Origin of the sequence: Brumimicrobium sp., assembly GCA_023957385.1 — a bacterium.
GTDB lineage: Bacteria > Bacteroidota > Bacteroidia > Flavobacteriales_D > Crocinitomicaceae > Brumimicrobium.
Genome location: JAMLGZ010000001.1, coordinates 1302472 through 1328549 on the forward strand (window position 1 = coordinate 1302472; position 26078 = coordinate 1328549).

21 protein-coding genes and 2 tRNA genes are annotated in these 26078 nt (G+C 33.0%); 9 read left to right on the plus strand and 14 right to left on the minus strand.

Annotation, left to right across the window (positions count from 1 at the left end; all coding sequences use genetic code 11):
• Window positions 1–4: 4 nt before the first annotated feature.
• The 4 genes from panB to M9897_05770 form a co-directional block, all read right to left on the minus strand.
• Window positions 5–820, minus strand: coding sequence for a 3-methyl-2-oxobutanoate hydroxymethyltransferase (gene panB / locus M9897_05755; GenBank protein ID MCO5268381.1), 816 nt, complete (start codon window positions 818–820; stop codon window positions 5–7).
• A 206-nt stretch (window positions 821–1026) separates the two neighbouring features.
• Window positions 1027–3918: a T9SS type A sorting domain-containing protein gene (locus M9897_05760; GenBank protein MCO5268382.1), complete on the minus strand. Its 2892-nt coding sequence runs from the start codon at window positions 3916–3918 to the stop codon at window positions 1027–1029.
• A gap of 288 nt (window positions 3919–4206) precedes the next feature.
• Complete coding sequence (locus M9897_05765) at window positions 4207–4848, minus strand: YdcF family protein (GenBank protein ID MCO5268383.1); 642 nt, start codon at window positions 4846–4848, stop codon at window positions 4207–4209.
• Between the two features lie 257 nt (window positions 4849–5105).
• A complete protein-coding gene (locus M9897_05770) occupies window positions 5106–6743 on the minus strand; it encodes an SGNH/GDSL hydrolase family protein (protein ID MCO5268384.1) in 1638 nt (545 codons plus the stop codon).
• Window positions 6744–6959: 216 nt separating this feature from the next.
• On the opposite strand from M9897_05770, the gene purE reads away from it, so the two are divergent.
• From purE to M9897_05790, 4 genes are read left to right on the plus strand one after another with little or no spacing between them, the layout of a single operon-like run.
• A complete protein-coding gene (gene purE / locus M9897_05775; protein MCO5268385.1) occupies window positions 6960–7451 on the plus strand; it encodes a 5-(carboxyamino)imidazole ribonucleotide mutase in 492 nt (163 codons plus the stop codon).
• Window positions 7452–7478: 27 nt separating this feature from the next.
• Window positions 7479–8963: a polysaccharide biosynthesis C-terminal domain-containing protein gene (locus M9897_05780; protein ID MCO5268386.1), complete on the plus strand. Its 1485-nt coding sequence runs from the start codon at window positions 7479–7481 to the stop codon at window positions 8961–8963.
• 1 nt (window position 8964) lies between these two features.
• The gene (locus M9897_05785) at window positions 8965–9675 is read left to right on the plus strand and encodes an SGNH/GDSL hydrolase family protein (protein ID MCO5268387.1); all 711 of its coding nucleotides are present in this window, start codon (window positions 8965–8967) and stop codon (window positions 9673–9675) included.
• A 1-nt stretch (window position 9676) separates the two neighbouring features.
• On the plus strand, window positions 9677–10870 hold the full coding sequence (locus M9897_05790) for a CDP-glycerol glycerophosphotransferase family protein (GenBank protein ID MCO5268388.1): 1194 nt from the start codon (window positions 9677–9679) through the stop codon (window positions 10868–10870).
• A gap of 55 nt (window positions 10871–10925) precedes the next feature.
• Here M9897_05790 and M9897_05795 read toward each other — a convergent pair whose 3' ends face one another.
• On the minus strand, window positions 10926–11738 hold the full coding sequence (locus M9897_05795; protein ID MCO5268389.1) for a helix-turn-helix domain-containing protein: 813 nt from the start codon (window positions 11736–11738) through the stop codon (window positions 10926–10928).
• Window positions 11739–12034: 296 nt separating this feature from the next.
• Between M9897_05795 and M9897_05800 the strand changes: the two genes are divergently transcribed.
• The gene (locus M9897_05800) at window positions 12035–12964 is read left to right on the plus strand and encodes a T9SS type A sorting domain-containing protein (protein ID MCO5268390.1); all 930 of its coding nucleotides are present in this window, start codon (window positions 12035–12037) and stop codon (window positions 12962–12964) included.
• Window positions 12965–13261: 297 nt separating this feature from the next.
• On the opposite strand, the gene M9897_05805 is transcribed toward M9897_05800, so the two are convergent.
• Window positions 13262–13337 (minus strand) — tRNA-His (locus M9897_05805).
• 196 nt (window positions 13338–13533) lie between these two features.
• Between M9897_05805 and M9897_05810 the strand changes: the two genes are divergently transcribed.
• A complete protein-coding gene (locus M9897_05810) occupies window positions 13534–14124 on the plus strand; it encodes a 5-formyltetrahydrofolate cyclo-ligase (GenBank protein MCO5268391.1) in 591 nt (196 codons plus the stop codon).
• On the opposite strand, the gene aroA is transcribed toward M9897_05810, so the two are convergent.
• A complete protein-coding gene (gene aroA, locus M9897_05815) occupies window positions 14125–15384 on the minus strand; it encodes a 3-phosphoshikimate 1-carboxyvinyltransferase (GenBank protein ID MCO5268392.1) in 1260 nt (419 codons plus the stop codon).
• A gap of 90 nt (window positions 15385–15474) precedes the next feature.
• Window positions 15475–15548 (minus strand) — tRNA-Met (locus M9897_05820).
• Between the two features lie 176 nt (window positions 15549–15724).
• On the opposite strand from M9897_05820, the gene M9897_05825 reads away from it, so the two are divergent.
• Entirely contained in the window at window positions 15725–17101 is a 1377-nt protein-coding gene (locus tag M9897_05825; GenBank protein ID MCO5268393.1) for a tryptophanase, read from the plus strand.
• Window positions 17102–17183: 82 nt separating this feature from the next.
• Here M9897_05825 and M9897_05830 read toward each other — a convergent pair whose 3' ends face one another.
• The 6 genes from M9897_05830 to M9897_05855 form a co-directional block, all read right to left on the minus strand.
• Window positions 17184–20249, minus strand: coding sequence for a PKD domain-containing protein (locus tag M9897_05830; GenBank protein MCO5268394.1), 3066 nt, complete (start codon window positions 20247–20249; stop codon window positions 17184–17186).
• Window positions 20250–20411: 162 nt separating this feature from the next.
• The gene (locus tag M9897_05835; protein ID MCO5268395.1) at window positions 20412–21653 is read right to left on the minus strand and encodes a T9SS type A sorting domain-containing protein; all 1242 of its coding nucleotides are present in this window, start codon (window positions 21651–21653) and stop codon (window positions 20412–20414) included.
• A 212-nt stretch (window positions 21654–21865) separates the two neighbouring features.
• A complete protein-coding gene (locus M9897_05840) occupies window positions 21866–22261 on the minus strand; it encodes a DUF1987 domain-containing protein (protein ID MCO5268396.1) in 396 nt (131 codons plus the stop codon).
• 97 nt (window positions 22262–22358) lie between these two features.
• Window positions 22359–23186, minus strand: coding sequence for a hypothetical protein (locus M9897_05845; protein ID MCO5268397.1), 828 nt, complete (start codon window positions 23184–23186; stop codon window positions 22359–22361).
• A 3-nt stretch (window positions 23187–23189) separates the two neighbouring features.
• A complete protein-coding gene (locus M9897_05850; GenBank protein ID MCO5268398.1) occupies window positions 23190–23873 on the minus strand; it encodes a hypothetical protein in 684 nt (227 codons plus the stop codon).
• Window positions 23855–24400 (minus strand): DNA-3-methyladenine glycosylase I, encoded by a 546-nt coding sequence (locus M9897_05855; GenBank protein MCO5268399.1) that lies wholly within the window; start codon window positions 24398–24400, stop codon window positions 23855–23857. The genes M9897_05850 and M9897_05855 overlap by 19 nt, the downstream gene beginning before the upstream one ends.
• A gap of 53 nt (window positions 24401–24453) precedes the next feature.
• Between M9897_05855 and M9897_05860 the strand changes: the two genes are divergently transcribed.
• Both M9897_05860 and M9897_05865 read left to right on the plus strand, forming a co-directional pair.
• Window positions 24454–25059, plus strand: coding sequence for a transferase hexapeptide repeat family protein (locus M9897_05860; GenBank protein ID MCO5268400.1), 606 nt, complete (start codon window positions 24454–24456; stop codon window positions 25057–25059).
• A gap of 2 nt (window positions 25060–25061) precedes the next feature.
• Window positions 25062–25952, plus strand: coding sequence for an alpha/beta hydrolase (locus M9897_05865; protein ID MCO5268401.1), 891 nt, complete (start codon window positions 25062–25064; stop codon window positions 25950–25952).
• Window positions 25953–26078: the final 126 nt, after the last annotated feature.

Consider the following 26078-nt stretch of genomic DNA (forward strand, 5'->3'; position numbering starts at 1 on the left):
TTACTTAATATTGCTCGTTCTCATTTGGGAAATCAGTAGTGCGCACATCTTTAATATAATTTTGGAGTGCATCCGTCATGATTTCATATAAATTAGCATATTTACGTAAGAATCGAGGGCTAAATTCATTGTTAATTCCTAGCATGTCATGTACCACCAATACTTGTCCGTCTATGCCATTTCCAGCGCCAATACCAATAATAGGAATTCTTACTTCTTTGGCCACTCTCTCAGCTAATTTAGCAGGAATCTTCTCTAATACAATAGCAAAACAACCTACGGCTTCTAATGCTTTAGCATCTTCTAATAAACGCTCAGCTTCTTCATCTTCTTTTGCTCTAACAGCGTATGTTCCAAACTTATAAATAGATTGTGGTGTTAGTCCCAAGTGACCCATTACAGGAATACCAGCAGTTAGGATGCGTGAAATAGATTCTAGAATTTCTTGACCACCTTCCATCTTTACGGCATGCCCTCCAGATTCTTTCATGATTCTAATAGCAGAGTTTAACGCCTCTTTTGAGTTTCCTTGATAGGATCCAAATGGTAAGTCAACTACAACTAAAGCCCTATTTACAGCCCTTACAACAGATGCTGCATGATAAATCATTTGATCTAAAGTGATAGGAAGTGTAGTTTCATGTCCCGCCATCACATTTGAAGCAGAATCTCCCACTAGAATGACATCCATTCCCGCACCGTCAACAATTTTTGCCATAGAGAAATCATAGCTAGTTAGCATAGCAATTTTCTCATTGTTATCTTTCATTTCTTGTAGGACGTGAGTAGTGACTTTTTTTACTTCTTTATGTACGGACATGATTTTAAAATTTCCTGCAAAGTTATAAGAAGAAATGAATTAATAAAATGGAAAAAGGGAAATTAGAAACTTCCTATTGAAATGTTTTAACTATTTAACCTTTTTGTTCACGCTATGCCTATTGATTATAGTAAACAGGACGATACAGGGTATTTCAAAACTTTTGTGAATGTGTTTAATTATACTTTTAAACTAACGATAATTTATTACATCTTTATAAATTTCTTCACTGTTTTTTGATCTTGTGATTGAATCGAGAATAGATAAATTCCGTTAGTTAAATCCTCCACGTTAATAATCTCTCCATTCTGGTAGTTTGAGATAGATTTTATTAGAGTTCCATTAAGTCCATATATCTCTACACTTCCTGGAGTTGTTAATCCATTGATTTTTACAGTTTCCGTAGATGGGTTTGGATAAATAAAAATGTTTTCTTCGAATGGATATTCATCTATTGACAAGTCAGTATAGATATTATGTCCAAAATCAAAACCACAAGGTCCTTCATTCACTAGAAAGGCATTTCGAATTTTCCATCCTTTATCAAACAAAAGATTAACTGGATCCATAAAGGATTGAGTTTCTGTTGTGTCTCTTACAAATACATAAGCATAATCTAAAGAAATGATTTCATTCTGCGCCAATTCACCATAACCAAAACTGCTAATCATTCGCATATCCATAGGATGAGCAGAGGTTCCATTACCATCTGTATCCAGCTGTGTCCAAGGAGCAAATGGTGGTACTATTCCATAAAGCGCATAATTATAAGTGTCCTCATCACCAAAATAAGCATACCTTGTGGGGTAGATACCAGAAAAAGGGTAATCTGCACCAAAACGAAGTGTATCCCCATTTTTATTAAGTCCTTTTAAGTTGTTTAGTATATCACTCGGATACAGCGGTTCAGTATAAACTTCCGAAGTATCAAAATCCTGTCTATAAATAATCATGGATGATTCCAATCCTTTATGTTCATTATCAGTTATACCATCACCATAACCAAAACCATTAGGAGATTGATTCGTTCCACTTCCCAATACATTATCCATTCCATCAGCATCTTGTTTAAATCCTTTTAAAACCATCGTTCCAATAGCAGGAAGTTTATCACCAAATCCATAGCTTCCTGGGGGATCACCAGTGTCATAAGCCCCATTATAAAAATAAGTCATTCCTAAATCTACGTTAGTGCCGATATAATCATCTTCTGGAGAACCAATATCGCCATCATGATAAAATCCAAAATACAAGCTATCATAGGTTACGCCCCTAGAAATAATATTCACTTTTCGAAAAATCACGTCGTCGAATATGTCCGAAGTATCACAAGTAAATGTGTATGTATATGTTTGAAATTCTTCAAGTCGTGTTCCAGAATAATTATGAGTTACATTAAACAAACAATCATCGCCATAAATAGCAGGATAATCTCCTTCCATAGGTTCATAAATCCCATTGTTATTTACATCCACAAAAGGTGCTACTTGTTCTGTCTGTCCTTTGGAAACATCACCATTTCCCGGCCACTCACGAATGCCGTGTGGGGGGATATAACTTGCGGAACCGTATAATAAAGAATCAATATGGTCATAAATCATTTTTTGGGTAACATGATACGAACGGTTGTACTTAGACTCTATTATTTCATTGTAGAAAATAGACGGAGTCGAGGGGCCTGGTAAAACGTTCACTTGGGAATAGATAGAGTTTCCTTCCAAATTACTTCTTAGAGTCTCATTCATATCTTTACCTGCAAAAAACTCTTGTAAAGCATAGGAAACCCATGTACCATCATAAGTTGCACCAGCACCATTGTTATTATTCATTTTTATAAAATGAAGGCCAAGTCCTGCATTAAGTTCAAGAAGAGAGTTATTGGGAGAATAACGAGTCTGATATTCCTCCGCTTCTATCTTCGGGTTATCTGTGAACAATTCAACATAAGGAATTGAAGGGGCTACTATATCACCCTGCCAATCATCTATATCTACAGCTAAATTGGGCGCGACATTAAAATTATTGGCAACTCCTAAAAGATAAAGTTTATCCTCATTTTTTAAACATGAATTCAGGGATTTCAATCCTAACTCTATCTTGCGTTGTGAGATAAGATTAAAATTCTCGTCAAATGTAATAAGAGAAGAACCTAGGTTTTGTATAGAACCAATTAAATAATAGTGGTTCTTATTGTAAAAGACTGTTCTTACATCAGAACTCCCACCCGTAAATCCAATATTAAATGCTTCATCTTTTACCAAAGTGCCTTGAGTATTATAAATTTCAATTTTTGAAGTATTGGCAATAGCAAACTCATTTTCATTAATTTCAAATACATAACTAGATGTGCCTAAATTAACTGAATGAGGAAAGGAAGAGTAAGTTGAGAAAGATTCCCGAATAAAAACCTTGTCTTCTCCAACAATTGTAAACAATTCTTTATTGTTTAATAATGTGATAAATCCTCCTTTTTTTCCATTTTTAATAAAATTTGAATTTAATATAGATTCACTTGGATTTGTTGCAATTGAATTGGAAACAAACTCTATTGATGGATTGCCAAAATCATCTAAATTCATTGCCAAGCGATAAAGGTCTTTTTCCTCGTTTACTATATACGTTACAAAGTCATCTCCAATACGTTTACCTTCCACATAGTTGGATAAAAAAGGACCTTCCGAACGATATTCTGCTTGAAGATTACCTGAAGCGGCACTTGTTTTAAGCCAGATTAATTCATAATGTTTACTGTTAGGTATTAAAAAATTTTGTAAAAGATAGTATCTGCTACCGTCTAGGTCACATACTCCAGCAATAGACAATGGTCGAATCGGATCGTTTGAAACAGAAGTGGTTTCATAAGAAACTTTTCGAATAGAGAGTAGATCACCCAATTCATTCAACTCTTGGGTAATAATCAACAAGTTATCGTCTTTAACATTTAAACTAGAAAGTATCGTTTTTCCTTGTCCATCGGTATGAAGATAATGAGCGAAACTGTTATCTAAAGATGGAGTAAGATTCAAATATGAACGGTTAAACTGAGCAAATACTATGTTAGTTGCTAGTACGATAAGGAGTGTTGCAAATATTCTCATCACTTATATTTGTTAATAGTCATAAACAAATATAAGTGGTTTTGGTGACCTGTACAAATATTTAGTTGTTTTTAATGAGGCGGATTCCAGTGTCAAAAGGTATAGTGCTAAAAAGCAGAAAAACCACCACCAGAAGAAGATTTATGGACAAAAAGATAACTTAAAGCATTTTAGTTATTTGACTTTTCTGCTCATACAATGACCATTGATTATTGTAAAAGGGTAATATAGGGTGTTTTATGTCAAGTTTTTAAAAAAAACTGGATGAATGAGACCTTTTCTAATGAATCATGCAATGATGATTTCTTTTCCTAAAAATTTAGGTTGAGTTTTAAACCAAACATCCAAAATAGCTCGGATTCTGGCTAAGTATTCCCTAATCATTGTTTTAAAACCATAGCTTTTGGTAACATCTTTGGCATTAAATCCAATTGTTTTCATGTCGTTATGTTCAGCCAAGTATATGGCTCTTTCATTGTGAAATTTTTGAGAAATCACAGTTATTGAATGCTGCCCAAATACCTTGTAGGCACGAATCATAGAGTCGAGTGTTCGAAAACCAGCATAATCTAAAAATATTTTTTCTTTTGGAATACCTCGCTTAATCAACTCCTCCATGAATTGCTTTGGCTCGTTATATGACGGTGTGGAGTTGTCACCACTCACTAAAATAAAATCAATCTTTCCATGATTAAATAATTCTACAGCCGCATCAATTCGATATTTAAAATAGAGATTGATTCCTCCTGAGACTCTATATTTAGACGTTCCTAGAACCAACCCGACCTTATTATATGGAATGTCATCTACTTGATTAAAATTCTTTCCTTTAGAGAAATCAGAAACCTTATAATCAGCCCATAATCCCAAAACCCCAAGTAGAATGAGGATACTAAGGGGAACAAAAATCAGCAAACGAATAATTTTCATGAATTATATGGAAAAGCTATTTAGCCCACCAAATTACAATAAAGATTGAAAATATAGAGTATAAATTAAATAAAATTAGTTATTTAATCCGTTGTGTATTGATAAAAGACTAACAAATCCAATGATTACCCTTGTATTTTCAAATATACCCCGAGCACCAAGGTTCTCGAGGTGACAATTGTATCGAGGGCTGACACCATAATCTACATTTTATACTAAATGCACAACAAGTTATAGTTATAAATTATTTACAAAATCTAATTTTCAATGACTACCTTCTGATAAAGAACACCTTTGGATGTATTCACTCTCAGAATATATGTTCCTGGAGATATACCCATTACATTCATATTTGACTCTATAGATTCCATGACTTGTTTTCCATCTAAAGAATATAAGTTAGCTTGTATAAAATCTGCATATTTCAATGCAACATGCAAGGTTGTAGAAGTTGGATTCGGATATATGATTAATTCAGGTGATATGAAATCTTCTGCTATGGATAATGTAGGAGTTGTGCCATACGTAATGTTCAATACTGGAGCAAAATCTGGATCATCTACATTTGAAAATTCAACTTTAGCACTTGCAGTTATTCCAGATATGATTTTAAATTGAGTATTCTCATTATTGGTGATAAATGGCAATAATTCTATAGGTAAATCTAGTCTCACCCAGTTACCATCTGTATTTGACCCATGAAGGCAAGGGGTTCCACTTTGCGTTCCTGTTGCTGTATAATCAACAGGTTCCACAGCAAAGGAAGCTCCAAAAGCACCATTCTTAACTTCTATTTCAATGCTTTCTTCTACTGGATTCCCTCCTGTTTGTTGAATTCTATGCAAGAAAATACTCGCTTTTTCAACATTATAGGTTAATTGATTCATTGTTTCGAAAGTCAACAAAGTTTTATAATTTATACCTCCTTCCTCTCCCAATAGTAATTGCGAGCTAACCGTTCCATCAGAGCTGACAGAACCATTTGTTTGATTATCAGAAGCTATAATATAAGTATCATCCATTAATGCTTTGTGATAGAATTTCTGAGTAGTATAGCCTACTAAATCTTTGAATCCTTGCTGAGATAAATGAAAACAATCCTTTGTTATACCATAATTTCTCATCGAATTTTTAGGCGAAGGATAATTTACGTAACCATAAGGAAGTGGTGCTGTATATGCAGGATAAGTTCCAGAAGGCGGAACTCCCAATGCAGATGTTTGTCCATACGTATATTGTGTAATACCTGGTGCTTTTACATAAAACACACGAGGGTCATTGGCATACATAGCCTCTACATCATCAGAAAATCGATTTAACAATTCATTGATTTCTTGAAAGCTAGGTTTTTCCATTTTATCCCATGTACTGTAAAATGGATGTTGAGAAGGTATTAAGAAGCTTTTGATTACTTCTTCAAAATTTGGATAAGCATATCCACTCCATACAATAGTAATATCTGGTCTAACACTTTTAATAAAATCTATTACTTGATTTAAACTATCTTCTGTGGCAAGAATCATTTCATCCACTTGTTGTTCTGTAAAACTTTGGGATTTCCAGCTTCCAAGAACATCATTCCCTCCAATACTTAGATGAACAAACTTGATACTTGGTTTAGAGAGCAACTTACTGCTAATTTCATTTTGTTTGCTAGGTTTAAAAAAATCCACCGTTTCTGCTCCATTTTCAGCCAATGTAAGATTTGTATAGAATTTATATTCAGGAAAACCCCAGTCTTCAAAAACATTATTAATAGTGCCATCTACTCCCATAAAGAAAGCCCAACTATCTCCTACTAATAATACTTTGTCTTCTGAATTTTCAGGGCATTGAGCTAATACTTGAATAGAAGGTAAACAAATCGTTAAAACGATAAATAGAAACTGTTTCATAAATTGTAATGTATAATATAACGTCACTAAAATACGATAAATCATAGACTTCCCTAAATAAAGGACTGATTAAATCTACTGAAAACACATAAGTAATTGAATAAGAGTAATAAAACTTTTACTTTATTTTAAAATTCTAATACCAATGAGAAGGAATTTATGCAATGATTCAAGTTTACAATAAAATCTATATATTTGTTTATCTAAAAAAAAGATATGGCAAGAGTAAGCATCATCATGGGAAGTAAATCAGATTTACCTGTAATGCAGGAAGCAGCTGATGTACTAAAAGAATTAGGAGTTGATTATGAAATTGATATTGTATCAGCACATCGAACTCCAGAGAAAATGTTTGATTATGCCAAAAATGCTCACAAAAGAGGATTAAAAGTAATCATTGCTGGAGCAGGAGGTGCGGCTCATTTACCGGGTATGACAGCTTCTATTACTCCTATTCCAGTAATTGGCGTTCCAATTAAATCAAGTAATTCTATTGACGGATGGGACTCTATTCTTTCGATTTTACAAATGCCCGGTGGAATTCCGGTGGCAACAGTTGCTTTAAATGGCGCTAAAAATGCTGGTATCTTAGCAGCTAAGATAGTCGCTGTTAATGATGAACAATTACTTTATAGAATCTTAGACTACATGAATAGCCTTAAAAACAACGTCTTAAAAACAGCAGAAGAACTTAAAAAAAATCACTAATTTACCGCTGCACTTAAACTGTAAAACGTGGGAATTGTCCAACGACAAAGTATAAAAAACTCCATAGTTAACTACGTAGGAATCCTATTAGGTGGATTAAGTACTCTATTTATTTACCCTTTAGATTGGGAATTATATGGAAGTATTCAATTTAGCTTATCTACTGCTTTACTATTAAATGCACTATTTTCTTTGGGAAGTTTTTCCTTGGTCAACAAGTATTTTCCATACTTTAAGAAACGTAGTATTAAAGGTTTCCTATCCCTGGTATTTACCTATAGTATTATAAATATTTTTGCTGTTGCCATTATATTGTACATTTTTAAAACTCCTTTTGAATGGCTTTTAATTAAAGGGGGATTTGATATCAAGGAAATATATCGTAATCTCTTTATCATTCTTCCCATTGCACTGATGTATGTGTTTATCAATATATTACGCTCACAAAGTTTTAACTTTGGAAGAATTGTTTATCCGGATTTAATTTCTAATTTTAGTTTAAAACTCATTGTCCCTCTTATTATTCTACTCAGTTATTTTCTTTCTATTGACTATATTATTTCAGGGTGGATTCTAATTTTATATCATTTGATTATTATACTGCTCTTAGCATGGTATATCCATACATTAGGAGGTATAGATTTTTCTATGTCTATTTTTTCTAAAATTTCTCGTAAGAAACATTTGGAGATGACACAATATATGCTCTATAATGCTCTAAATCACGTGGGAAACATTCTCGTTTACAAAATAGATCTTGTAATGATTGGGTTACTTCTAAGTACTACCAAAGTTGGATACTACAGTATCTTCTTATTTCTTTCTGTAGTAATTGAAATACCTACTAAAGCTGTTTTCCAAATTACAGCTCCTATGGTGTCTCAAGCTTTGGAGCATAAAGAATATTCCAAAATTGAAAAAATGTATAAAGACGCTTCTGCCAATTTATATATTATAGGTGTATTTCTATTCTTTATTATTTGGTTTAATATGGATATTATCTTTCAGATAATGACTAAAGGAGAAGATTTAGTAATGTTCAAAGTTGTATTTCTTATGCTTGGACTTACTAAAATAATTGATATGGCAACTAGTATAAATTTCCATATTATTTCTTACTCAAAATACTATAAAGTAAATACGCTATTCATTTTTATCTTAGCTATTTCTAATATTATTTTAAACTATATACTTATAGGTAAATTTGATATTAATGGGGCAGCAATTTCAACCTTTATTTCCATGCTTGCTTTTAACTTCTTAAAAACAATATTTGTGTATTTAAAATTCAATATGCAGCCTTTTGGGGGGAAATTATTACTTATTACAGTTATTTTACTATTATCCATTGCATTACCTTATATAGCACCTACAATCTTCCAATCATACTATGGTTCTATCCTATTTACATTATTTTTTACAATTTTGTTTATAAGTATAGTATATAAACTGAAAATTACAGCTGAAATAAATGCTATCTTGGACAAATATTTAGTTCACTATTTTAAATAATATGAAAATTCAGAAGATTGTCATCGTAGGAAATTCTGTTGCTATACGCAATAGACCACATGATAATGCTACTAGCAAAAATTACGGACAAATAATTGAAGAGAAACTAAATACAAATTCTGAGCAACTAACTTTAGTTAGAAACTTAGGATTTACACGCGCTACGATGTATGATTTGCATAAGGTTTATCCTGAAATAATCAATAATTTTGGCGATATATACATTCTGAACATAGGAAGTTCTGATGCTGCTACACGCGAAATTCCAAGATGGTATGCAGACTATCTTTTTTCAAATAAACGTAGTTTTACAGTTCGTATTTTAAAAGGATTTCACGAATTAGTCATTAAGCCCATACGTAGATATCTAGTTATTTTAAGAGGAAAAAGAGCATGGACGAGTGCAAGAGTTTTTCGAGAAGAATATATTAAATTGATTAATACCATTCAGAAAAACACCCATGGAAAAATTATTTGTTTATCCATTAATATTCCCAATGAAAGAATTGAAAGAGAGGTGCCTGGTAGCACAAAAAACTATAAGAAATTCAATCAAATCATCAAAGATATCAGCTTAGAAAGAAATTGTATGTTTTTATCTATGGATGATTTAGAAGTAGACACACATTACCCAGATGGCACTCATTTTTCGGAGAGAGGGAATGAAGAAGTTGCGAATAGATTATTAGATATAATCCAACAAATAAAATAAAATGGCTCTTTCTTTTAAGGAAATATTACGTTATTATTTTTTTTGGATAATCAATATCACTTTAAACTTATTACGATTTAAGAAGAGAGATAAAAATCTTTGGATTTTTGGTGCATGGGGAGGCAATAAATTTAATGATAATACAAAATACCTTTTTAAATATGTGCATGAAAATGAACCTAAAATACAAGCTGTATGGATTACAAGCAAAAACACTATAAAAGATGAAATTATAAAGATGGGCTATACCTGTTATTTGTATAACGAAAAAGAAGGGAGAAAAGCGAGATTAAATGCTGGATATATCTTTTATACAAATGGAATTAGTGATGTTGGAAAGATAAATCTTTGCCATGGTGCTAAAATAGTTGCCTTATGGCATGGGATGCCCTTAAAGAGATTATGGTTTGCTACAAACTATTTTAAACATAAGAAATTGCGTACCATCCTTAGGTATTATACACTCAAAATATATTATGATAAACAAAGAGATTATACGATTGCCACTTCTGAAACAACAAAAACATTTCTGCAAGAATGTTTTGAGGTAAATCCTGATAGTATATTAATAACTGGACAACCTAGAAATGATATTTTATTTGATTCAGAGGTGAGTACATTAATAAAGAGTAAATTAAACCATTTAGAAAATGAAAAATTTATTCTTTACATGCCTACGTGGAGAGATATGGATTTAAAAGGAGATTCTTTTTTAGATAATGTACTCAAGGAATTATATGAAGACAGCCAGTTTTTAGAATTGTTAGTTCAGAAAAACATTAAACTATATGTTAAACCTCATCCTAATTTGAAGTTACAAGCTAAGAGTCAAGGAAATGTGGTTGTAATTGATGAAAGTTTAGATATTGATAGTCAAGAATTATTGGTTGTAGCTGATGCTTTCATAACAGATTATTCAAGTGCTTTTATTGATTATGCCTTGTTAAAAAGACCAATTTATTTTTTCACTCCTGATATAGAAGAGTATGAGAAAGGAAGTTTAGGAACCTTTTTGTCATTTAATGAGTTTGCACAACACTGGGAATCAACAATATCAGGATTTAAAGAATTAATTTTAAATGGAAATGAAGAAATAGGTTGTGCTAATACACAATTGATAAATTCAATTTACAATGATCCTACTTTAAAGGAAGGACAATACTCAAGAAATATAGTAGAAGCACTACGAAAGTGAACAAACTACTGCATGAACAGACAGTTCTATGTTAAAAATAGAATTTTTAGTTAAATTATATTTCCTTTCTTAAATATGAGTTAATTTCATTCACCTGCTTTTGTATATTTTTTACAGACTTTACTAAATCATTTTCGGGGATACTCACCTCAGGTAGTTCAGGAGAAATATAATTCACAAATTTCCATATTTCTAAAATGTCATTCACATTAATAAAATATGGTTCATAAAATGGATTGGTAGAAGATAATTGCAGAACATTTTCTTTTCCTTTTACCTTATTTGCGATTTTGAAAACAATTCCCTCTTCTTTTGTCACAACGATATAAGGATGATTATCTTTAATACTCTCCCAATTTTGGATATATTCAGCTACCACATGAGAACCAGGTGATACAGGTGGCATACTATCTCCTTTAATTGGAAAAGAACGATATTTTCTATCTCTACTCAGAAAAGGCAGCTGAAATGTAGGTAATACCTTAATATAATCAGGGTCCGCATATCCCATCGTGTAACCTGCACTTGCCTTTTCTGGAATCATTTCAATAACATCTTCATTTTGTTCATCCACCATAGCTGTTAGAACACGCAATTTTTTTCCTTTTATATCTGTATAAACACCTTTTGCAATAGATTCCCAATCACTTTCGGATAAATCTTCTAAATTTTTAGTGACTAAATCATCTAAGGGAATCTGATAAAACTTACTCAAGCGAACTATATTTTCTATACTTGGTTCGGCTACACCATTTTCGTATCCTGAATAAGAGGATCGAGTCATATCAAGCTTATTAGCAACATCTTCTTGAGACATTTGACGGTACTTCCTAAGTGTTTTTAAATTAGATGACAAATACAATTTCATAACTTTGCTTATATTTTAATCAAAAATAATCAAATTTTTTAAACAAAAAAATAAAAGTTAATTATATCATTGTTATATAGCTCAAATAGTGTCAGACTGAGTGATTCTTTAAAGAAAAATGTTTGTCTCAAATTTAAAGAAGGATGACGAATATAAATATGAGCCTCACAGCACCCTTTTGTCATGAAAAAAAACCGTTATTCAGTTTAAAGTTATATTCTATCTTTTTTTTATCAAAAAGTAGATTGTTTTATTTTTTTGTGTATATTTGGAAAAATTATAAAACTTTAAAAATTATGAGAAAAATTTACTTTTTAGCTGCTAGCCTTGTATTATCAATGGGTTTAACAGCACAAACAAATTTAGGTTTAAATACTACTGAAACCGTTATGTGGAATGGTGTTCCTATTGTTGAAATGACAGGATGGGATTCTTATAATCTATTGAATACTGCTGCTCCTGCAATGGGAGGAACTTCTTCTATACCTGCTAGTACAGTTCTGGGAACAACCAATCCTGCAGAAGGAACAGGTTATGCAAAAATGACTTCATTTGATTTAACAGGATTAAGTGGCTATAATATTCCTGATGGAATTTACCCAGGTTATCTAGACCAAGCATTTCCTTTTACCGATAAAATTCAATCTGTAACTTTTTCTTACAGATCAAATTTAACAACTGGAGACCAAGCAATTGCATTTGTTACTTCAAGTGGTCCTGGTCATGATTTTGGAATGAATGCTATTGGACAAGCTATTGTTGATATCACTACTAATGAATCAAGCTGGAAAACTGCTACTGCTACAATGAACTGGGTTTCACCTGATCCAATCGATTCAATCGAGATTGTTTTCGGTACTTCTGCTGGTGCAGTAATGAATGGTGGATATCCAGCACCTACTGTAAGTGGTTCAGTTTTAGAAGTTGATAATGTATTCTTGACTCTTAGTGATGGAACAACTGCTGGTATTGAAACTATCAAAAATCCAATCGTAGATGTTACTGTTTATCCAAATCCTACAAGTGAAGTGGTAAACTTTGCTTTTAACGAAGGAGAAAATGTTACTGAAATTCGTATCTTCTCTGCTACAGGTCAATTAATGGATGTTGTTAAAGCTGAAACTTTAACTACAGTTAACGTTAAGAACTATGCTGCTGGAACTTACTTCTTTAGAGTGTTAAACAATAATGAAGTTGTTAGATTCGACAAATTTATTGTAAAATAATATAAGTAATTAATTATAAAAGAAGCCGTGTCACTGACACGGCTTCTTTTATTTTATAGATAACTTATAGACGAAATAAGTGAAAGGCACCGTTCCTACCATTACATAAACCATTACCATTAAGGCATTTGTTGCATAGATGGATACTAACATACTCGCTAAAAAAACAAATCCCTACCTGTATAAAATGCTGCATAGCAGCTGCTTTACCAGTTGAATAGAAAATAAACAAACCTAGTTAAGATAAACTAGATATTAAATGCAAAAAGCCGCCATTTCTGACAGCTTTTCAATTCTGGGTGGAAGATCGGGTTCGAACCGACGACCTCCGGAACCACAATCCGGCGCTCTAACCAGCTGAGCTACAACCACCATGTAAATCTAAACTTTGACAATACTCTCAAAGCGAGTGCAAATATAAACATTTTTTACTGATTCAGTTTCTTAGAGTAATATTTTTTTTACACTATGTTTTGTTTTCGGGTTTACATTTATAGATTTTATTAAAGTGAAAGAATCCATACATCTTAAAACAACACTATATTTGCAAAAAATAAAATCTCATGTTAATGACACGCGACGAAATAAGAGAAAGTTATAGAAATAAAAGAAGTGAATTATCTACCGAACAATGCCTATATTTTTCACAAGTAATCACCAATAACTTCCTTAAAAATTGGGATTTTGAAGGAAAAACAATTGATTGTTTTCTTACCATACATCGCATGAAAGAAGTAGATACATCAGCTCTTATAAATCGCCTACAAAAGAAGAATCAGATTTGCGTTCCAGTTTCTAATTTCAATAACAACAGCATGCGTCACGTATTATTAAATGACCACACTGTTTTTCAAGAAACAACCACAGGAATACCCGAACCCGTTGTGGGAGAAGATGTAAATATCAAAGATATTGATGTGGTAATCGTACCGTTATTAGCTGTCGATCAAAATGGAAATCGTTTGGGCTATGGAAAGGGGTTTTATGATCGTTTCCTAGCAGAATGTAAACCCAGTGCTATTTTTATAGGACTTACTATGTTTGATATTCACGATGATTTTACAGATATTGATCCTTATGATATACCTTTACATTATGTGGTTACTCCCAAAGGAATTTTAAAAACAGGAGTTGAATATGAGGGGGAAACTGATAAATAATTAACTTCTTCGGAAATCATCAAAAAAAGAAGGATAAGATTTTGAAACAGCACTTGCGTCTTCAATCACAATGTTATTGGTAGTAAAGAGAGAAAATAAACTCATTGCCATTGCTATTCGGTGATCCTGATGAGATGAAAACCGAACCTCTTCCTTGATGTGCAATGATTTATTCCCTGAAACTTTCATTATATCCCCATCAATAGTGATAAGAACTCCTATTTTAGCACATTCCTGCTGCAAGGCTATAGCTCTATTACTTTCCTTAGAATATAAACGAGTAACTCCTTTAATAACAGATACACCTTCAGAAACAGAAGCTAACACTACTAAAGCTGGAAATAGATCAGGGCAATTTGTTGCATCAAATTCAAACGATTTTAATCTATCTTTCTGAACTGTTAGATTCCCTTCATCCCAAGTAAGATTAGCTCCTACGTTTTCTAAAACAGCTAAAAGAGATTTATCCGCTTGATTTGAATTCATAGATAAACCTTTAAGAGTTACCTTCCCTCCTATTGCACCAGCCACAAGAAAATAAGAGGCTGAGCTCCAATCACCTTCAATTATATATTTTGGGATAGGATGAGCCGTTTGATTTCCTTTAATAATAAACTCTTCCCATCCATTCTGAGAATATGTCAAACCAAATTCACTTAACAGCTGAAGAGTTAATTGTATATAAGGTATGCTTTTTAATTCTCTCACTCGGATTGTTGTCGTAAAAGGTAAAAAAGGGCTAACTAGTAATAGTCCCGTCAAAAATTGCGAGCTAACATTACCATCTATACAGACAGATGAATTATCAATCTTTCCTGAAATTTTCAGAGGTAATTTGTCGACATTACTTTCAACTCGTTTTCCAAATTGTTCCAAGCCCTCCACTACCATTTTCATAGAACGATTTAAGATTGAGCCCTTTCCCGTTACTACAAATTTCTCTTCATTCAATAATGAAAAACAACTAAATAATCGGGTGCTTAATCCAGATTCATTACAATCAATTAATGTAGGGAAAGGATAGTTCTTACCAATTCCCTTTAAATGATAAACATTTTTGTTCTGAGAAATAGTTAACCCAAATTCTTTACATATTTGAATAGCGGCTTTTGTGTCCCTATCATTCCCCAAATTCAACACATCCAATTCGATTCCTGCTAATGTCACTAAAGCCAAAACACGTTGTGACATACTTTTAGATGGAGGAATATTTACTATCCCCTCCACCTTTTCAATAGGATAAAGTGTATGGCTATTCATAGAAGCGAAGATACAGAAGAAAAATGAAACACTTTCTATAATAGAAAAAACAACATAAAAAAATGCGACAACTTTTGTTATCGCATTTTGTAGCGTGGGGGAGAGTTGAACTCCCGACCTCAGGGTTATGAATCCTGCGCTCTAACCAACTGAGCTACCACGCCAGACTCCTTTCGTTGCGGGTGCAAATATAAACAGTTTTTTTAAATATCAAATAGTGTTTTGAAATATTAACCCGAGTTGTATTGAAAAAATGAATAATTCAAAAATATATAAGTTAATTCCCATTCTAATCTTTTATTCTTATTAAATTTATAGCCAGTTTTTAAACAAAGAAGCAATGGAATTACCTTGGGCAGAACCCTTTAAGATTAAAACAGTAGAAGAAATTTATACCTCCACAAGAGAGGAAAGAGAAAGATGGATTGAAGAAGCACAATATAACCTCTTTAATCTATCAAGTCATGATGTATATATTGATTTACTCACAGATAGTGGAACTGGCTCTATGTCTGATAAACAATGGGCTGAAATGCTAAAAGGAGATGAGAGCTATGCTGGCTCAGAATCCTATATGAAATTAAAAGAAGTTGTAAATAACGTATTAGGTATCCCTTATTTCCTACCAACTCACCAAGGGCGTGCTGCAGAAAATGTATTGTTTAGTGTGATAGTTAAAGAAGGTATGGTTGTACCTGGCAACTCTCATTTTGACACTACAAAAGGACACATTGAATTTAGAAGAGCACATGCCGTAGATTGTACTATTGATGCTGCTTTTGATATTAACAACATGGATCCTTTTAAAGGGAACATTGATTTGAATAAATTAGAAGAGGTGTACAAAACTAACCCGAAAGAAAATATACCTCTTTGTATTGTAACCATTACTTGTAACTCTTCAGGTGGACAACCTGTTTCCATGCAAAACATCAAAGCAGTAAAAGCACTTTCTGATAAATACGGTATCCCTGTATTTTTTGATGCTGCACGTTTTGCTGAAAATGCTTATTTCATTAAGGTAAGAGAAGAAGGTTATCAAGATAAATCCATTAAAGAGATTGTAAAAGAGATGTTTACTTATTGTGATGGTTTTACAATGTCTGCTAAGAAAGATGGATTGGTGAATATTGGAGGCTTGTTAGGGATGAGAGATCAGAATCTTTTCCGTGCTTGTGGAAATATGGGAATTATTTATGAAGGATACATTACTTATGGTGGACTAGCTGGTCGTGATTTGGCTGCACTCGCTCAAGGTCTAATGGAATCTACTGAGTTTTCATACCTTAAAGCTAGAATTGATCAAATTGAATATTTAGGAAATAAATTGATAGACTTTGGAATTCCTATTCAAAAACCTATTGGTGGACATGCTATCTTTATAGATGCTCTATCATTCTTACCAAACGTTCCCAGAGAGGAATACCCTGCTCAAACATTAGGTATTGAATTATATAAAGAAGCTGGAGTAAGAGGTGTTGAAATCGGTACGTTACTCGCTGACAGAGATCCTGAGACAAAGTTAAATAGATATCCAAAATTAGAACTATTGCGATTAGCTATACCACGTAGAACTTATTCATATAAACACATGGATTACGTAGCAGTTGCCTTAAAGAATATTTATGACAGACGTAATAGCATCACTTCTGGATTAGAAATAGTTTGGGAATCAGAAATATTGAGACACTTTACTGTTTTATTAAAGAAAAAATAAGAGTATAAAAAAATAGAAAACCTCTGAATAAACAGAGGTTTTCTAAACCTAACCTAAACTAACCTAACCATTATGAAGATTCTTACTTAATCAAAGTGACATTCCCTTTCTTTTCACCTGAATTGCCATCGATTAAAGTATATTTCAAACTATAAACAAACACTCCTTGGTTCAATGGCTTACCATCAAAAGTACCATCCCAACCATCTTCTATATTTGTAGTCATAAAGACTAATTGACCATATCTATTAAAGATTTTAAAATCAATAGATGTTATCCCTATTCCCAATACATGCAATTTATTATTAATAGCACCATTAGGTGTAAAAGCATTTGGAACTGCTACAACATCTCTAAATTTAACATAAACCGTAACAGAGTCCCTTGCAACACAACCATCACTTGTTGTAATTGTTGGATAATATGTAGTTGTTAATAACGGACTAGCAATAACATCTAAACAAGATGGACAATCAATATCATCCGAAGGATTCCAAAAAATAGAGCCTACATCCAAAGTTTCTGCCCAAATATTGGCACTACCACCTAAATCTATGAGAGTGTCACCAAATGCCACAATAGAAGGTGATGCGCTAACAGTAACTGGAATAGTAAATTGATCACTCGTAAAACTACTCGAAACTTTTAATGTTACATTGTATACACCTGCAGAATCATAACAGATTCCAACAGGATGCTGATCAAAGGAAGATGGTGTTTGAGCTCCATCAAAAGTCCATTCCCATGAAATAATTCCTGTTCCTGATGATAAATCAGTAAAATCGATACAACTACCTTCACAAATTTCAAAACTTGATGCTGTAAAATCAGCTACAGGACAATCATGAACAATAATTTGTTTTGTAATAAAATTAGTTCCGTAATTATCAGTAACACTTAATAGAACATTATAAGTCCCAGGATTTGAATATACGATTCCACTCGGATTTTGATCTGTTGAAGAAGAAGGTGTAGCACCTGTAAAGGTCCAATTCCATGAAATAATATTTGTACCCGTTGATTGGTCTGTAAAATTAAGAGTAGTTCCCGCACAAACTTCAAAAGTTGTATTAAAATCTGCATTTGGTAAGCACTCCCCTACTACAATCTGCTTTGTAATTGAGCTTGTACCATAATCATCTGTTACTTGTAGAATAATATCATAAGTACCTGGATTAGCATAGCAAATATTCGTTGGATTCTGCATGGTTGATGTTGGCGTACTACTACCGGGTAAACTCCAAATCCACGTTGAGATATTCGTTCCAGTAGATAAATCTGTTAAATTGATACAATCACCTTTACAAATATTTAAGCTAGATGCAGAAAAATCGGGTGTCGGATCTGGGCAATTTATGACAGTTACTTGTAAGGTTTTCGTGTCAGAACCATTGTTATTAGTGACTGTTAGAGTAACATCATAAACACCCGCAGTTGAATAACAAACATTCGAAGGATTTTGTGAGGAAGAAGAATTCATACTAGCTCCTGTAAACGCCCAATTCCAAGAAGTAATACCATTCCCAACTGACAAATCATTAAAATTAATACAGGAGCCTTCACAAATAGTAAAGTTTGTTGTGGAGAAATTAGCTGTTGGCAAGGAACAATCAGTTACCGTTACCTGCATAGTAGTATCGTGCGAACCATATGGATTCACGACACTCAATTTAACGTTATAAGTACCTGCATTTGGATAACAAATATTGGAAGGGTTTTGAGTTGTTGAAGTTGGAACACTTGCTCCTGAAAAAGTCCAATTCCATGAAGTGATATTTCCTCCTGTAGTCAAGTCCGTAAAACTGATACAATCATTTTCACAAATAGCAAAACTGGTTGTAGAAAAATTTGCTTGAGGCGGTACACAATCTCCTACAGTAATTTGCATGGTTGTATCTTTAGAACCATTATCATCTGTTACTGTTAATTTCACATTATACGTTCCTGAAGTTGGATAACAGATGTTTGTAGGATTTTGACTTGTGGAAGAACTAGGATTAGCACCTGTAAAAGCCCAATTCCAAGAAGAAACATTGGACCCTGTAGATAAATCTGTAAAATCAATGCAATCATTCTTACAAATATTAAAACTCGGAGTTGAGAAGTTTGCAACTAAAGCAGTTGTACATACAGTTCCACTAACTAATTGACTCCTAGAGCTTGTCAAAATACCATGCATTAAATTAATTTGTCCTTGTGTAAACATACAAGTACAATTACTATAGTCCATATAGTTCTCGTATTGAGTTTGAGTACCAGTACACGTTGATTGATTACCAGAACAAGATCCTGGATAATTAAATGAAGGGCCTGCTGTTGCGGGAGTGTCTGCGATACCATCATTCCCATTACCACATCCAGCTCCATCTGTATTTCCCCAAGTATGAGGTAATCCAAGATAATGCCCCACCTCATGTGTTAATACACGATTACCCAATTGTAATCCCATATCATAATCCATCACTACTCCATCCAAATTAGCTGGAGGAATCATTCCTGTTGTCGGAAGATAGGCCCATCCAGCCGTTCCATATCCTAGACCATTAGATATGTTACATATCCATACATTTAAATACTTGGTATGATCCCATGAATCCGTACCTCCATTAGCAGTACTTTTCATGTATTCAGAATTACTACCATTCGGATTAAAATAAGTAACAGATGTAGATACTCTATGAACCCCAGGTTCAGATAGTGGAACCCCATTAGGATCCTTCTCTGCTAAACAGAAATCTATGTTTGCGTTCATGGGGTTAAATCCATAAGAAGTACGAGCGTTAGCAGCATCCGCATTTAACAATTGGAAATCTTCATTCAATTCATTGAAAATATTCATAATAGCAGCATAAGATACATTTTGTGTTGCATTGCTATAAACTACATGAAAAATAATGGGTATAGTATATTGTGCCTTATCGGATATTCCAGAATAATCAATGTTTTGAGTCATCTGTTGATACTCCTGATTATATTGTTGTGTCAGATTATACTCTTCTAAATAAACTTGCATTTTCAAATCAGAAACACATCGTTCAGTAGTTTCATTTAATGCAGGTGTTTGGATTGGTACAATAACTTGTAAATATGCGATTTGTGTAAAAAACAAGACATATCCAACCAAGCTTCCTTGGAAGACCCTTTTCATAGCAGTAAAATTCATAAACCTTTTTTTAGTAAGGCTAACCTAAGAAATAAAATTGAAAAGAAAAAAAATTTAACATTTAATAATTAAAGATATTGTTGGAACCCTAATCAAAAAAAAGGGTCTTGATTATCTCAAGACCCTTTATAACAATAGATTACTAGTCTATTCTATAACTAATTTCTTAACATCAGTTCTTCCGTCTTCCGTTTGGATACGAACTGTATAAATACCAGATTTAAAATCATTTACATCTATAGTATAAGTACTTTCATACGCATTCAAAGTCTGTGTATGAACAACTCTACCTGTCATATCTATAAATTGAACTGTTGAATTCCAAATATTACCAGGAATATCAATTGTTACATTAGATGTTGCCGGATTCGGATAAACAGAAAAAGTAATTTTGTTTGGATTAGACATTAAACTCAGATTTTGAACACACACATTATCATATACAAATGCCATCATAATATCAAAGAAATCTGGACCAAAGTCGCAGTGTCCTCCTGTTTCATAATTTTTATAAGCAGCATAAACTCCTTGGTTTAATGCGCGTTTGTAAATTAAAGAGTCACCATATAAATCAACCTGAACTGTCATTCCTGCTGGTTTTGGCTGACCAAATAAATAGGGTACTGTTTGATCTGGAGCAGTATGAACACCAAAGAAAGGTTGTTGGCCTGCTACTACGATAGTTGTATCCATTAAAGCACCACACATACTTAATGCCATTTGAGGTTCACTACTGTAACCAGGATTTCCTGAATTACCTTCCAATCCACCTTGTGTATTGATATAAGCTATCAAATCAGTTTCATTTGGGATTTTACTCAAATCATTTAGGTAAGTCACGTGGTCAGCTAAAATAGCACCTGCTGATGAACCTCCTGCAATGATAATATTTGAGTTAATTCCGTAAGGATTTCCGTTAGCAGCAGATTTTCGTAAGAAACGAATAGCTGCTTTCATATCGTGCATAGATCTAGCAACCTCCTTTTTAAATTCAAGTGCTAAAGTAGCTGGCTGTGTGAGCCATAAAGGATTGATATTTAATAAGCGATACTGTATAGATACCGCAACATACCCCATTTTAGCCATTTGCTCACAAATTGTTTGCATGTCAGATTTATTTCCTCCAATAAAAGAACCTCCGTGTGCTAATAAAATGACTGGTCTATCGTCATCAGTGTCACCATCTGGAGTATAAATATCCAAGGATAAGTCAACAAGTTGATCTCCTGCTTGGTTATAGTTTGATCCATATTTTACATCAGCTGTTTTAGTTACATTTGTAAAAACAGCTTGTTTGTAACGTGTTCCTGAAGAACAATCTTGTGCATTTACATTACTATTGACAAGTGTAGTAGCAATAATAAGTGTAGAGTAAAGTATTTTTCTCATAAATTAGATTTTTAATTATACCGATAAAGGTAATAGATTTTTTGATTACAATAATTAAAAATAAATAAAAAAATAGATTAAATACCCATTATTATTTATAATTAGTTAGCACTAATGACTAGTGGTTTAAAAGTGAAATCTTCGATAAGCACAGAATAAAAAGTAGAATACAAAAATTATCGGTAAGGAAAATGAATAGTGAGAGATTAAATCTATAAATCTACTCCTTCAGTTCTAAAAGCATTGAAAACAAAAGGGACATTCACTACGCAAGAAAAATCAAAACCAGCTTCTTTCATTTCATCATCGTCTTCAGCATATCTCCATTCAATAGAAACATCATAGCCATTTTCCACCATCTCATTCATTTTATGTAAAAGAAAAAGAATTTGTTTGGAAGAAGCATTATTAAAATATTCCATGTGAAAAATAATGCGCGTCTTTCTAACGGGGGCACAAGAATATGCATAGAACCATTTTACAATTGGCGACCAAAATTCTTCTATATTTTCGGGAATAGCTCTTCCTTTGATCAACATGCGACCTATATTAGGGTTAAAATTCACATAAGGAGTGTTGGGCGTAGCTATTTTTTCTAAAATCTCCATTAACTTTTAAAATGAAAGGACCAATATGTCCATTATTATCGATTTTTAAAAGTTTAAGTTTCAAAAAGACCTATCAATTTCGACAAACAAAATGGTTTTATCGATGAATACCATTTATCTCAAAAAATTCATATACAGCCTGAGCAGCTTCACATTTAATTGAACCAAGTCTATACCCATGATGAGTTAAAGCATTAGATAATTGATTTTCAAAATAATAAGCAACATTTCCAATAAAATGAATTTCTTGAATGGATGTTTTTAATGGTTTTAAAGCAGTTTGACAAAAATCAGAAAACCCCTGTGAGATTAATTCACTCACTTCTGACTCATGTAGAAATTCATGAATAATCTTTGTAAGTCCAGCTACAAATTTTCTTCCATCAGGTTCATAAACCCTATGAATAATGGAATGACCTTGAAAATATTCTTCTATCTTTTTTCTAACTGTTAGTGACAATTCACCTCTTAAATAATACTGAATCAATCTTTTACCTAAATCAAAACCACTACCTTCATCTCCAAGTATGTACCCCCAGCCAGAAGTGATTTGCTTTACATTCTTTCCATCGAAATATGCTACAACAGCTCCTGTTCCAATAATTCCAACTACTCCTTCTCTATTTCCTAGATGAGCTATGCATGCTGCATAAATATCTGTTTCCACTAGTCGTACATTTAGTTGAAAGAGATTTAAAAATTGTATGATTTTAGTTTTTGCTTCTTTACTCTCACATCCTGCTCCAAAGAAATATACTTCTTCTTGCTGAAAATTATTTTCTTGGATAAATTGCAGAAAAATAGTTTTTTTTTGGTCAGTCAATTCCTGTGGATGCAAGCCTACTGTCGCTTTCTGTGTCAATTGACCCGAAGCATCTCTATAAACCCAAGTAGATTTGGTTCCTCCGCTTTCGACTACTATCATAGATTAATACCAATCAAATCGGTAAGCTAGATTCATATTGAAAGATATGGGTGAAATATCATTTCCTAAGATTGCATAGGGATCCATTAACCTAGAAACAATCTCTGCTCCTACATCAAAGGTAATTGCTCCTCTCATAGCAGGCACTTGAAATTTAACTCCTAAACCACCTCCAAAAGAAAATAAAATTGAATACATAGGCTTTAAGGATGTAAGAGGTTGAGGGGGATAATCATTCGTTTCGTAATCATCTACTTTTAAAGAGCCTGGCATACGATATTTTGAACTATATGAACTCAAAATACCTTTCAAATATCCTCCTGCATACATGGCTATTCCTATATCATAATCATTAATGAAATAATATCTTGTACCACCATCTATGGCAAAATAGGTTGTTTTGGCTGTTTCGATAGCTTGAACTTTAGAAGGGACTATTCCATCTTTCCCTGAGACTTCCGTAGTTCTTTCATACTTCTTTGGAAACATATATGCAGCTCGTAATGTAAAGGTATTATTAGGAGTACGCGGAAATTCTCCAAACATATTGAATCCAATACGATGTATAGGAAGATTTAATCCATGAAAAGTGCTTACCCCTCCTCCTAAAGAAAATTGAGCCATACCGCTGTTTGAAAAGACAAACAACATACTACTCATCAAAACAATTATTTTATATCTGCCCATTTTGGTTTCTTTTTTAAAATATCCTTATAAATTTTGCAATCTTTTGTGTGTGCTCCATCCAAATATCCAGTGCTCATTAAAAATTCTTCAACAATTTTTATGCCTGTAAATTTAAAATTATTTTTAAATAACTTAGTCCATTCTTCTAATGATAAACCTAAATTCTTGTCTAACCAATAACTAAATGTACCATTATTTTTTTGAATTTCTAAAATTTTATTTGCATTATAAATTACAGCTTCAATTTTTTTCCTATTCCGAATAATACCAGCATCATTCATTAATTCTATTATCTTCTTTTCCTTAAAGGCAGCCACGACAGAAATGTCATAATTTTCAAACGCTTTCCTAAAGGCTGGCTCTCTTTTAATAATTTGTGACCAACTCAAACCGGCTTGATTAATTTCTAAGATTAATCTACCAAACAACTCATCATCGTCCTTTAGTGGAAAACCATAATTTTCATCATGATATTTCTTATCTGGGTGATTTTGGTCTAAATTCTTTGTAAATTCGCAATAACTCATCTTGGGTTAATTAACGTACAAATAAGGCAAAAAGTTGTAATAGATATAAAATTATGGCAAATATTTTCGAATTTAATGGGTTTAAACCTGTTATACATCCTTCTAGTTTTGTTCACCCCAATGCAACAGTAACTGGGAATGTTATTATTGGAAAAGATGTATATATAGGTCCAGGAGCAGCCATACGTGGTGACTGGGGTAAAATTATTCTAAAAGATGGCTGTAATGTTCAGGAGAATTGTACAATACACATGTTTCCAGGCACAACCGTTATTTTAGAAGAAGCGGCTCATATTGGCCATGGAGCTATTGTTCATGGTGGGCATATAGGCAGGAACTGTATGATTGGTATGAATGCTGTAATTATGGATGATGCTGAAATAGGAGAAGAATCTATTATTGGTGCATTGTGTTTTGTTCCTGCGAAAATGAATATTCCACGTCGAAGTTTGGTCGTTGGGAGCCCTGCTAAAATCATTAAAGAAGTAAGTGACGAAATGATACAATGGAAAACAATGGGAACCACCTTATACCAAAGACTCCCTCAAGAATGTAAGGACACCCTAAAACCTTGTGAGCCTCTTATGGAAGAAGAATCGAATAGACCCTCTCAAGAAAATATGTATAAAACTTGGGAAGAAATTAAAAATCAAAACTAATAATGAAAGTAAGTATATCTCTCATAGCATTAACTCTTCTACTTGGTTCTTGTGCATTTAACAATATGTTTTTACAACCAACAACGTATAATCAAGAGCAAACGCAAACAAAATTAATTATCCAAAACGACACTGTTACAGTTGCCTTTCAAGATGAAAATCATCAACCTTACTACATCAAAAAGGGAAATGACACAGTCTCCTTTAATTATACAATAGAAAGTGTCTTATTTGATAGTGAAAGCGGGAATCAACTAAATGGTTGGTGGTTAATCCCAAAAGATGTAGAGCCAAAAATTACACTCATCCATTTTCATGGAAATGCTGGATCTCTACCTATGCAACATTTTGCAACAACAAAAATGTTAGAATATGGTTTTCAGACATTTGCAATTGATTATAGCGGTTTTGGGTTCTCTACAGGGAAAGCAAAACGTAAATCTGTTATTAAAGATGGAAATTCTGCGATTGATTATGTTTTAAAAGATCCACGCGTAAAAGGAACCAAAGTAGTCATTTATGGGCAGTCATTAGGTGGGAACTTAGCTGGCTCTTTATCATCATTAAGAAACAATGATATTGATGCCGTAGTGATTGAAGGCGGGTTTTCGTCACACAAAGATATTGCGGCGAATGTTGCAGGATTTATTGGTCGGTGGTTTGTCAAAGAACAATATAGTTCTAAATCATCAGTATCCAATTTCCATAAACCAATTCTAGTCATTCATAGTCATGAGGATGATGTAGTTCCTATTTCTCATGGAAAATTAGTTTTTGAACATGCTAATTCCCCTAAAGAGTTTTACGAAATAGATGGTTGTCATATTTGTGGTTCACGCCTGTATGCAAAAGAGATATCTGAGAAAATATTCAATATGCTAGAAAACAAATAAACTTGTTGTGCATTTAGTATAAAATGTAGATTATGGTGTCAGCCCTCGATACAATTGTCACCTCGAGAACCTTGGTGCTCGGGGTATATTTTTAATAAATTCTAATTCTTACATCTTTACAAATCC